General features: G+C 67.3%; 8 protein-coding genes. All 8 read right to left on the minus strand.

Features of this window, described 5'->3' with window-relative positions:
* Positions 1–6: 6 nt before the first annotated feature.
* Positions 7–798: an ABC transporter substrate-binding protein gene (locus ACTJJX_RS20485; protein ID WP_003118292.1), complete on the minus strand. Its 792-nt coding sequence runs from the start codon at positions 796–798 to the stop codon at positions 7–9.
* A 637-nt stretch (positions 799–1,435) separates the two neighbouring features.
* A complete protein-coding gene (moaA, locus tag ACTJJX_RS20490) occupies positions 1,436–2,425 on the minus strand; it encodes a GTP 3',8-cyclase MoaA (protein WP_003092949.1) in 990 nt (329 codons plus the stop codon).
* A gap of 56 nt (positions 2,426–2,481) precedes the next feature.
* Positions 2,482–3,300 (minus strand): peptidylprolyl isomerase, encoded by an 819-nt coding sequence (locus ACTJJX_RS20495; RefSeq protein ID WP_016852493.1) that lies wholly within the window; start codon positions 3,298–3,300, stop codon positions 2,482–2,484.
* A gap of 54 nt (positions 3,301–3,354) precedes the next feature.
* Positions 3,355–4,038: a respiratory nitrate reductase subunit gamma gene (gene narI / locus ACTJJX_RS20500; protein ID WP_003092953.1), complete on the minus strand. Its 684-nt coding sequence runs from the start codon at positions 4,036–4,038 to the stop codon at positions 3,355–3,357.
* Between the two features lie 2 nt (positions 4,039–4,040).
* Entirely contained in the window at positions 4,041–4,781 is a 741-nt protein-coding gene (gene narJ / locus ACTJJX_RS20505) for a nitrate reductase molybdenum cofactor assembly chaperone (protein WP_003092956.1), read from the minus strand.
* A 5-nt stretch (positions 4,782–4,786) separates the two neighbouring features.
* Positions 4,787–6,328, minus strand: a complete 1,542-nt coding sequence (gene narH, locus ACTJJX_RS20510) for a nitrate reductase subunit beta (RefSeq protein ID WP_003092958.1) — start codon at positions 6,326–6,328, stop codon at positions 4,787–4,789.
* An 11-nt stretch (positions 6,329–6,339) separates the two neighbouring features.
* On the minus strand, positions 6,340–10,125 hold the full coding sequence (locus ACTJJX_RS20515) for a nitrate reductase subunit alpha (protein WP_003122056.1): 3,786 nt from the start codon (positions 10,123–10,125) through the stop codon (positions 6,340–6,342).
* Between the two features lie 75 nt (positions 10,126–10,200).
* On the minus strand, positions 10,201–11,607 hold the full coding sequence (gene narK2 / locus ACTJJX_RS20520; protein ID WP_003105301.1) for a nitrate/nitrite transporter NarK2: 1,407 nt from the start codon (positions 11,605–11,607) through the stop codon (positions 10,201–10,203).
* Positions 11,608–11,609 lie beyond the last annotated feature (2 nt).

An 11,609-nucleotide genomic window follows, 5' to 3' on the forward strand; every position in this document is an offset into this window, starting at 1 on the left:
GAGCGGTCAGTCGCCGTAGATGTCGCTCTTGAAGTACTTGCCCTCGATGCGCTTGTAGGTCCCGTCGGCACGAATCGCGTCGATCGCCGCGTTGAGCTTGCCGACCAGCTCGGCGTCCCCCTTGCGCACCGCGATCCCGGCGCCCTCGCCGAAGTATTTCGGGTCCTTGAACTCCGGCCCGACGAAGGCGTAGCCCTTGCCGCGCGGGGTATCGAGGAAGCCGGTCTGCAGCGGGATGGAGTCGGCGAAGGTGGCGTCGAGGCGGCCGGCCACCAGGTCCAGGTAGATCTCGTCCTGGCTGGTGTAGCGCACCACTTCGGCACCGGCCTTGGCCAGCACCGCACTGGCGAAGCGGTCGGCGGTAGCGCCGCGCTGCACGCCGATGCGCTTGCCGGCCAACTGGCTGAAGCTGTCGTCGAGCTGGGCGCCTTCCTTCATCACCAGGCGGCCCGGCGTGAAGTAGTACTTGTGGGTGAAGTCCACCGAGCGCCGGCGTTCCTCGGTGATGGTGATGGAGGACAGCGCGGCGTCTATCTTGCGAACTTTCAGCGAGGGAATCAGGCCATCGTACTCCTGCTCGATCCACTGGCACTTCACCTGCATCTGCGCGCACAGCGCGTTGCCGATGTCGTAGTCGAAGCCGGCCAGTTCGCCTTCGGCGGTCTTGAAGGAAAACGGCGGGTAGGCGGCCTCGATGCCGATCCGCAGGTTGCCATCGGCGGCGACGGCGGATCCGCTGGCGAGCACGCCGAGCAGCAGGCCTCCCAGCAGGTTCTTGGTGTTCAGCGACTTGATCATGGACGACTCCAGGGGTGACGAAGGTGCGCCCGCGGCCCGGGCGGGAAACAGACGGTGATCTGTCCTTATACTTTTCGTCCAATCTGGACCAAAAAGTACACACCGTCAATCGCCGTCCCTCCTCCGCTACCCCTCCTTACCTCCTTCGAGGAATAGGCCCGCCGGCCCGCGGGACTTAGTCTTGAGCCATACACAGCCACCCCGCGAGGTGTTCCGCTACGCAGACATCACCCCTTGCTCCATTTCAGCTATCACGGTTAAGGCTCTATTTACGCCTGGATCCCCGCGTCACGCTCATGCCGCGGGGATTTTTTCGTTTCGTCAACGCCCTTGAAAGGCTTCGCTACCCGTCGCAAGCCGCGCTCCGCCAGCTAGCGCGTCCAGGTCGGCGCCGAGCGCGAGTACCGAAGGGTGCCTGAGCGACGTACGGGACTAGGCCGGGCTGGACATGCCCGGCCACCCGGACGCGCGGCGCAGCTAGGTGATCGCACGCAGTTCCTGCGACGGTTATGCCGTGATGTTTTCCGGGGGCGAGCTGTACAGCAGCGAGACCGGCGACGAGACCCTGCTGGCCTACCAGAAGAGCGGCCTCGCCCTGGCCGCTGGCGAAGGCCCGCTGGAGGCGCCCCGAGTCGCCTCAGCCGCCGCTCATGTTCATGAAGCGCAGCACCTGCACCTCGCCGGCGGCGCTGAATTCATGGCGCGCCGGCTTGCGCTGGAGCGCCTCGCCGATCGCTTCCAGCAACGGTCCGTCGTGCAGTGGGTGGCGGCGCAGCAGCGCGCGCAGGTCGAGTGAATGCTCGTGGCCGAGGCACAGCAGCAGGCGGCCCTCGACGGTCAGGCGCAGGCGGTTGCAGGTGGCGCAGAAGTTGTGCGAGTGCGGCGAGATGAAGCCGATACGTGTCTGCGGATGCTCGACCAGGCGCACGTAGCGCGCCGGCCCGCCGCTCTGCTCGGCGCTGTCGAGCAAGGCGTGGCGCTGGGCGATCAGCGCGCGTACTTCGTCGCTGGAGCAGAAGCTCTCGCCACGTTCGCGGCCGACCTGGCCAAGCGGCATCTCCTCGATGAAGCTGATATCCAGGCCGCGGGCGATGGCGAAGTCCACCAGCGCCGGCACCTCATCGGCGTTGCGCCCCTTCATCACCACCGCGTTCAGCTTGATCCGGCGGAAACCGGCGGCCTGGGCGGCGTCGATGCCGGCCAGCACCTTATCCAGCTCGCCGTTGCGGGTGATCGCCCGGAAGCGCAGCGGATCGAGGGTATCGAGGCTGATGTTGAGACGCGACAGGCCGGCGTCGTACAACGGCCGGGCGTAGCGCACCAGTTGCGAGCCGTTGCTGGTCATGCACAGTTCGCGCAACCCCGGCAGTGCCGCCAGGCGCTCGCACAGGCCGACGATGCCGGGCCGCACCAGCGGCTCGCCGCCGGTCAGGCGCAGCTTGCGCACACCGCCGGCGACGAACAGCCGGGCGACCCGCTCGATCTCCTCCAGGGTCAGCACCTGCTGGCGCGGCAGGAAGCGCATGTCCTCGGCCATGCAGTAGACACAGCGGAAGTCGCAACGGTCGGTGACCGACAGGCGCAGGTAGTCGATCTGTCGGCCTTGGCCATCGATCCAGTCGGTCATGTCCTGGGTACTCCGGTTGATCTTCGGGAGGGAGAGGGAAACATCGGCGCCGAAGGCTATTGCACCAGCGCCCCATCCGCGCCCTCGAAGGCGAAGCCCTCGATGCAGGCATCTCCCGCCAGCACGCCGATGTACTGCCCCACGGCCCGCTGCAACACCTGCGCTTGCAGGTGCGCGGCGATCTGCGCGCGGGCCGCGTCGAAGTCGAGCGGCTCGCCGCCTTCGCACCCCAGCAGTTCCACCACATGCAGGCCATAGCGGCTTTCCAGCGGATGCTCGAGCAGCCCGGGCGCGCGGCGCAGCAGGCGCTTCTCGAATTCGGGGACGGTCTGCCCCGGCTCGATCCAGCCGAGGTCGCCGCCCGCCTCCTTCGACGGACAGGCGGAGAAACGCCGGGCCAGGTCGACGAAGCGCTCGGGATGCCCGCGCAACTCGTCGAGCAGCTCCGCGGCCTGCTTGCGCGCCGTCTCGCGGCCTTCCAGGTCGTCCGGCGCGCAGGCCAGCAGCACATGGCGCAATTGCAGGCGCCAGGGGCCGAGCAGGCGTCCCGGATTGGCCGCGTACCAGGTCCGGCAGGCGTCTTCGTCGGCTTCCGGGACCTGCACCTCTTCCTCCAGCAATTGGCGGATGCGCGCTTCCTCCGGCGTCTCGCCGTCTTCGCAGCGGGCCTCGATGCCCAGCGCGTCGGCCCGTTGCAGGAGCAACTGGCGGACGATCAGCGCACGGCAGGCGGCCTCCAGCGCCAGCGCGTAGCTGTCCGCCGGGTGGTATTGCAGTTCGCGGGCCAGCAGGTCTTCGCCGATGGCCACGCCGTTGACCTTCAGTTGCGGCAGTTCGACCTTCTCGACGCGTTCTTCGTAGTGGGAGCAACTCATGATCGATCACCTCGGTTCGGCGGGCCGGCGCCGGATGCGCCGGCCGCCCAGGGTTCAGGCAGGACGTTTCTGACGCACGATCTGGTAGCGCCGGCCCAGGTACCACACCGGCGCGCTGACGATGTGCACCAGGCGGGTGAAGGGGAACAGCACGAACAGGGTAAGGCCCAGGCCGACGTGCAGCTTGTAGACCAGGCCCACCGGCGCGATGGCCTCGGCCGCCGCCAGCGGACGCAGGGTGACGATGGCCTGGGCCCAGTCGGCGAGCATCACCATCACCGAGCCATCCATGTGATGGGTCGAGGCGACGATGGTGGAGAGGCCGAGGATCAGCTGGGCGTAGAGCACCAGCAGGATCATCAGGTCGGAGGCGTTGCCAGTGGCGCGCACCCGTGCGTCGGTCAGGCGGCGCAGGATCAGTCCGCTCAGGCCGATGAAGCAGAGCACGCCGAAGAAGCCGCCGGAGACCATCGCCAGCAGTTGCTTGTTCTCGGTGCTGATCAGGTGGTGGTAGACCGAGGCCGGGGTCAGCAGGCCGACGAAGTGGCCGGCGAGGATGAACAGCACGCCGACGTGGAACAGGTTGCTGTATACCCGCATGCCCTTCTTGCTGAGCATCTGGCTGGAACCGGCCTTCCAGGTGTACTGCGAGAGGTCGAAGCGCGCCCAGCTGCCGACCAGGCAGATCAGCAGCGCGACATAGGGATAGATCCCGAAGAACAGAAGATTGGTCGACATGCTCAGACTCCTTCGCGGGCCGCGCGGTACTGCATCTGCGGTACCGGCTGGGCGACCCATTGCAATGGTTGTTCGGTGGACGCCGTTGGACGGCGGCCGCTGCTCGACGGGCAACCGCCGGCGGGGTCGGTGAAGCTCACCGGGGTTTCCTCCCAGGCCCGGTCGATGGCCTCCAGGCTGTCGTCGCGCTGTTCCTGGGCCTGGTCGCGACGCAACGCGCCGAGGTCCGGGCGCTCGCCGCCGAGTTCCAGCAACGCCTCGAAAATCGCCGCATAGGCGCTGCCGCGTTCCTCCAGGCGCAGCGCCAGCAGGCCGAGGATGTGCGCCACTTCGGCGAGCCCTTCGCTGGCCGCCGCGAACGGCAGCAGCGACAGGTATTCGAGGTACAGCGGCAGGTAGTCCGGCAGCTCCGGTACGTCGATTTGCAGGCCGGCCCCGGTATAGCGGTCGAGCAGGTCGACCATCGCCTGGCCACGGTCGCGGCTCTCGCCGTGGACGTGCTCGAAGAGCAGCAGCGAGACCGAGCGGCCGCGCTCGAAGAGACCGTCGTAGCGCGCCTGGACGTCCAGCAGGTCGCCCTGGCAGAGCTCGTTGAGCAGCGCCGCGAGGCCGTCGCGCAGCGCTTCCGGCAGTTCGCAGGTGCGGATCAGCGCATGCAGGCCGAGGCTCTCCTCGCGCAGCTCGGCGCGTGGATAGTCGAGTAGCAGGGCGAGCAGGCGGAACAGTTGGCTGTGATCGTTCATGGCGCTCACTCCTGGATCTGCACGACCTGGATCACGTCGCGGCGGTTGGTCGGCTTGCCGCCGAACAGGTTGACGGCGGAGTTGCTGCCGCCGGAACAGCCGTTGCCGAAGCTGAAGCCGCAGCCGGAACGCTCGGCGAAGGCATCGGAAAGCGCTTCCTCGCGGTGCGCGCTGGGGATCACGAAGCGATCCTCGTAGTTGGCGATGGCCAGGTAGCGGTACATCTCCTCCACCTGCTCCACGCTCAACCCGACCTTGGCCAGCACCTCCAGGTCCTGGCGGCCTTCGACGTGCTCGGCGCGCTTGTAGGCGCGCATCGCCAGCAGGCGCTTGAGCGCCAGCAGCACCGGCGCGGTGTCGCCGGCGGTGAGCAGGTTGGCCAGGTACTGCACGGGGATGCGCAGCGACTCGACGTCCGGGATCACCCCGTCGCTGCCGATGTGCCCCTCGGCGGCGGCGTTCTGGATCGGCGACAGCGGCGGCACGTACCAGACCATCGGCAGCGTGCGGTATTCCGGGTGCAGCGGCAGGGCCAGCTTCCAGTCCATCGCCAGCTTGTACACCGGCGACTTCTGCGCCGCCTCGATGACGCTGTCGGCCACCCCGTCCTTGCGCGCCTGGGCGATCACCGCCGGGTCGAACGGATCGAGGAAGATCTCCAGTTGCTTCTCGTACAGCTCGCGCTCGTTCTCGCAACTGGCCACTTCGTGGATGCGGTCGGCGTCGTAGAGCAGCACGCCGAGGTAGCGGATGCGCCCGACGCAGGTCTCCGAGCAGACGGTGGGCTGGCCGGCCTCGATGCGCGGGTAGCAGAAGATGCACTTCTCGGACTTGCCGCTCTTCCAGTTGAAGTAGATCTTCTTGTACGGGCAGCCGGAGATGCACATCCGCCAGCCGCGGCACTTGTCCTGGTCGATCAGGACGATGCCGTCCTCCTCGCGCTTGTAGATCGCCCCGCTCGGGCAGGACGCCACGCACGCCGGGTTCAGGCAGTGCTCGCAGAGGCGCGGCAGGTACATCATGAAGGTGTTCTCGTACTCACCGTAGATGTCCGCCTGGACCTGGTCGAAGTTCTTGTCCTTGCGCCGCTTGGCGAACTCGGTGCCGAGGATCTCCTCCCAGTTCGGGCCCCACTCGATCTTCTCCATGCGCTGCCCGGAGACCAGCGAGCGCGGGCGCGCCACCGGCTGGTGCTCGGCCTTGGGCGCGGTATGCAGGTGCTGGTAGTCGAAGTCGAACGGTTCGTAGTAGTCGTCGATCTCGGGCAGGTCCGGGTTGGCGAAGATGTTCGCCAGCACGCGGAACTTGCCGCCGATGCGCGGGCGGATCGAACCGTCTGCCGCGCGCACCCAGCCGCCCTTCCACTTCTCCTGGTTTTCCCATTCCTTCGGGTAGCCGATCCCGGGCTTGGTCTCGACGTTGTTGAACCAGGCGTACTCCATGCCTTCGCGGCTGGTCCAGACGTTCTTGCAGGTGATCGAGCAGGTGTGGCAACCGATGCATTTGTCGAGGTTCAGCACCATGCCGACTTGCGAACGAATTTTCATGGCGTCTCTCCTCAAATGTCCTGGGGCAGCGGTTGCGGCAGGGCGTCGCCGCCGAGTCCGCCGTGGCGGGGCTCGTCCAGCCAGTCGACCTTGCTCATCTTGCGCACCACGACGAACTCGTCGCGGTTGCAGCCGACCGTGCCGTAGTAGTTGAAGCCCCAGGCCTGCTGGGCGTAGCCGCCGATCATGTGGGTCGGCTTGAGCACCACGCGGGTCACCGAGTTGTGGTGGCCGCCACGGGTGCCGGTGGTCTCGCTGCCGGGTACGTTCACGATGCGTTCCTGGGCGTGGTACATCATCACCATGCCGTCCTTGACCCGCTGGCTGACCACCGCGCGGCAGGTCGCCGCGCCGTTGGCGTTGAACACCTCGACCCAGTCGTTATCGACGATCCCGGCCTTGGCCGCGTCGTGCTCGCTGAGCCAGATGATCGGACCGCCGCGCGACAGGGTGAGCATCAGCAGGTTGTCGCTGTAGGTGGAGTGGATGCCCCATTTCTGGTGCGGGGTGATCCAGTTCAGGGTGATCTCCGGGTTGCCGTTGGGCTTCCTGTTCAACAGTTTCTCGGTGGTCCGGGTGTTGACCGGCGGCCGGTAGCTGACGAAGCCTTCGCCGAACGCCTGCATCCACGGGTGATCCTGGTAGAACTGCTGGCGACCGGTGATGGTGCGCCACGGGATCAGCTCGTGGACGTTGGTGTAGCCGGCGTTGTAGCTGACGTGCTCGTCCTCGAGGCCGGACCAGGTCGGGCTGGAGATGATCTTGCGCGGCTGCACCTGGATGTCGCGGAAGCGGATCTTCTCGTCTTCCTTGGGCAGCGCCAGGTGGGCGTGCTCGCGGCCGGTGATCTTCGACAGCGCTTCCCAGGCCTTGACCGCGACCTGGCCGTTGGTTTCCGGAGCCAGGGCGAGGACCACCTCGGCGGCGTCGATGGCGCTGTCGATACGCGGCCGGCCCTGGCTGACGCCGCTCTCGACCACGCGATGGTTGAGGTCGCCGACCAGCTTCACTTCCTTCTCGGTGTTCCAGCCGATGCCCTTGCCGCCGTTGCCCAGCTTGTCCAGCAGCGGACCGAGCGAGGTGAACTTGCGGTAGACGTTCGGGTAGTCGCGCTCGACCAGGTGCAGCGTCGGCAGGTTGCGTCCCGGCACCGGCTCGCACTCGCCCTTCTTCCAGTCATGGCCGTCGCCGCCGAACGGCTGCGCCAGCTCGGTGGGGGTGTCATGCAGCAGCGGCACCGTGACCAGGTCCTGCTCCACGCCGAGGTGGCCTTCGGCGACGGCGGAGAACTTCTTGGCGATGGCCTTGTAGATCTCCCAGTCGCTCTTGGCTTCCCAGGCCGGATCGGTGGCCGCCGACAGCGGATGGATGAAGGGGTGCATGTCGGAGGTGTTGAGGTCGTCCTTCTCGTACCAGGTAGCGGTCGGCAGGACGATGTCCGAGTACATGCAGGTGGAGGACATGCGGAAGTCCAGGGTGGTGACCAGGTCGAGCTTGCCCTCGGCACCGTCGTCGACCCAGTCGACCTCGGTGGGACGCGGACCGCCGGCCTTGCCGAGGTCATCGTTCATCACCCCGTTCTTCGCCCCGAGCAGGTACTTGAGCATGTACTCGTGCCCCTTGCCGGAGGAGCCCAGCAGGTTGGAGCGCCAGATGAACATGTTGCGCGGGAAGTTCTGCGGATCGTCCGGCGATTCGCTGGCGAAGCGCAGGCCGCCGCTCTTCAGTTCGCGCACCACATAGTCGGCGACCGGCAGGCCGGCGGCCTCGGCCTCGGCGGCGATGCGCAGCGGGTTGCGGTTCAGTTGCGGCGCCGACGGCAGCCAGCCGAGGCGTTCGGCCTGGATGTTGTAGTCCAGGGCGTGTTCGGCGAAGCGGCTGGCGTCGGCCAGCGGCGACAGCACCTCGTGCATCGACAGCTTCTCGTGGCGCCATTGCGAGCTGTGCAGGTAGAAGAAGCTGGTGCCGTTCATCTGCCGCGGCGGCCGGCTCCAGTCCAGGCCGAAGGCCAGCGGCGCCCAGCCGGTCTGCGGGCGCAGCTTCTCCTGGCCGACATAGTGCGCCCAGCCGCCGCCGCTCTGGCCGATGCAGCCGCACATCATCAGCATGTTGATGACCGCGCGGTAGTTCATGTCCATGTGGTACCAGTGGTTCATCGCCGCGCCGATGATCACCATCGCCTTGCCGCGGGTCTTGTCGGCGCTGTCGGCGAACTCGCGGGCGACCTGCGTCGCGCGCGCCGCCGGGACGCCGGTGATGCGCTCCTGCCAGGCCGGGGTATAGGGCGTGTCGGCGTCCTCGTAGGAGGTCGCCACGTTGTCGCCGCCCAGGCCGCGGTCGATGCTGTAGTTGGCCATCTGCAAGTCATAGACGGTGGCCACCCGCAGGCGCTTGCCGTCCGCCGCGACGATCTCGCGGAACGGCACCCGGCGCAGCAGTACCTCGTCGTTGGCGACGCCCTTGAAGTGCGGGTGCTCCTGCCCGGCGAAGTACGGGAAGGCCACCTCGCAGGCATGTTCCGGGCCATCGAGCAGCGACAGTTGCAGGCGCGTCTGGTCACCGCTCCTGCCGTCCAGCTCGGCGATGTTCCACTTGCCAGACTCGCCCCAGCGGTAGCCGATGGCGCCGGTGGGCGAGACCAGCCCGCCGCTGCGCTCGTCGTAGGCGATGGTCTTCCACTCGGGGTTGTTGTCCTGGCCGAGGTTGTCCGCCAGGTCGGCGGCGCGCAGGTAGCGGGTCGGCTTGAACGCGCCGCCGGCGTGTTCTTCCAGCAACACCAGCATCGGCATGTCGGTGTACTGGCGGCAGTAGTCGACGAAGTAGGCGCTCGGCCGGTCGAGGTGGAACTCCTTCAGGATCACGTGACCGAAGGCCATGCCCAGCGCGGCGTCGGTGCCCTGCTTGGGGTTGAGCCAGAGGTCGGTGAGCTTGGCCACCTCGGAATAGTCCGGGGTGATGGAGACGGTCTTGGTGCCCTTGTAGCGCACCTCGGTGAAGAAGTGCGCGTCCGGGGTCCGCGTCTGCGGCACGTTGGAGCCCCAGGCGATGATGTAGCTGGAGTTGTACCAGTCGGCCGACTCCGGCACGTCGGTCTGCTCGCCCCAGATCTGCGGGCTGGCCGGCGGCAGGTCGCAGTACCAGTCGTAGAAGCTCAGGCAGACCCCGCCGATCAGCGACAGGTAGCGGGCGCCGGCGGCGTAGCTGACCATCGACATGGCCGGGATCGGCGAGAAGCCGATCACCCGGTCCGGACCGTAGGTCTTGGTGGTGTAGACGTTGGCCGCGGCGATGATCTCGGTGACCTCGTCCCAGCTGGAACGGACGAAGCCGCCCAGGCCGCGCTGGCTCTTGTAGCTCTTCGCCTTGGCGGCGTCCTCGACGATGCTGGCCCAGGCGTTCACCGGGTCGCCGTGCTGCGCCCGCGCCTCGCGCCAGAGCTTGAGCAACGGCTTGCGCACCTTCGGGTACTTCAGGCGGTTGGCGCTGTAGATGTACCAGGAATAGCTGGCCCCGCGCGGGCAGCCGCGCGGCTCGTGGTTGGGCAGGTCCGGACGGGTGCGCGGGTAGTCGGTCTGCTGGGTTTCCCAGGTGATCAGGCCGTTCTTCACGTAGATCTTCCAGGAGCAGGAGCCGGTGCAGTTCACCCCGTGGGTGGAGCGCACGATCTTGTCGTGCTGCCAGCGCTGCCGGTAGGCACCTTCCCAGGCGCGGCTCTCGTTGCTGGTCTCGCCGTGGCCATCGGCGAATTCGCCCTGCTTCTTCTTGAAGAACTGCAGGCGGTCGAGCAGGTGACTCATCTTGATCTCCTCACCCGGTCTGTGCCGGGCGTTACAACGCTAATCAGGGGTTGCCGCGGGCTGCTGCCGACGGACTCAACAGGGACTCTCCGCACCCTTGCGCGCGTACCACCACCAGGTGGCGACGATGCAGCTCAGGTAGTAGGCGATGAACACGTAGAGGGCGCCCTCGGCGCTGCCGGTCATGTGCAGCGAGGTGCCGAACGCCTTCGGGATGAAGAACCCGCCGAAGGCGCCGATGGCGGCGGAGAAGCCGATCACCGCGGCCGACTCCATGCTCGCGTTGCGCGCCGCGCCGGCTTCGTCGGCCTGGCCGTCGCGCACCCGCCGGGCCCACTCGTTGCGGAAGATCACCGGGATCATGCGGAAGGTGGAGCCGTTGCCGATGCCGGCGAAGAAGAACAGCAGGATGAAGGCGCCAAGGAAGCCGAAGAAGTTGCCCTGGCCGCCGTCGCCCGGCAGGAAGGCGATCACCGCGAACACCCCGCCGATCATCAGCGCGTAGTTCCACAGGGTGATCCGCGCGCCGCCGAACTTGTCCGCCAGCCAGCCGCCCAGGGGCCGGCTGAGGGCGCCCACCAGCGGACCGAGGAAGGCGTATTGCAGCGGGTTGACGTCGGGGAACTGGGTCTTGCTGAGCATCGCGAAGCCGGCCGAGAAGCCGATGAACGAGCCGAAGGTGGCCACGTACAGCCAGCACATCAGCCAGTTGTGCTTGCGCTTGAAGATCACCGCCTGGTCGCGGAACGAGGCCTTGGCGTCGGCGATGTCGTTCATCCCGAACCAGGCCGCGACCGATACCACGGCGATGAACGGCACCCAGATCCAGCCGGCGTTCTGCAGCCACAGGCGACCGCCGTCGCCGAGCTGCTGCGGCTCGCCGCCGAAGGCGCCGAACAGGCCGCCGGCCACCGCCAGCGGCACGGCGAACTGCATCACCGAGACGCCGAGGTTGCCGAGCCCGGCATTCAGGCCGAGGGCGGTGCCCTGCTGGCTCTTCGGATAGAAGAAGCTGATATTGGACATGCTCGAGGCGAAGTTGCCGCCGCCGAAGCCGCAGAGCAGCGCGATCAGGGCGAACACCCAGTACGGGGTGCTCGGGTCCTGCACGGCGAAGCCCAGCCAGATGCACGGGATCAGCATCGAGGCGGTGCTCAGGGCGGTCCAGCGACGACCGCCGAAGATCGGCACCATGAACGAATAGAACACCCGCAGGGTGGCGCCGGAGATCGACGGCAGCGCCGCGAGCAGGAACAGCTGGTCGTTGCTGAAGGCGAAGCCGGCGCTGTTCAGGCGCACAGTCACCGTGCTCCAGATCATCCACACGGCGAAGGCGAGCAGCAGCGCGGGGATCGAGATCCACAGGTTGCGGCTGGCGATGCGCTTGCCGTTGCGCGCCCAGAACTCGGGGTCCTCGGGGCGCCAGTCGAGCAGCAGCGGTCCCCGTGCGGCTTTCAGTTGGGTATTGGCGATCATGCCCATGA

The organism is Pseudomonas sp. 22490, assembly GCF_052044465.1.
In the GTDB taxonomy this organism is placed as follows: Bacteria; Pseudomonadota; Gammaproteobacteria; order Pseudomonadales; family Pseudomonadaceae; genus Pseudomonas; species Pseudomonas aeruginosa.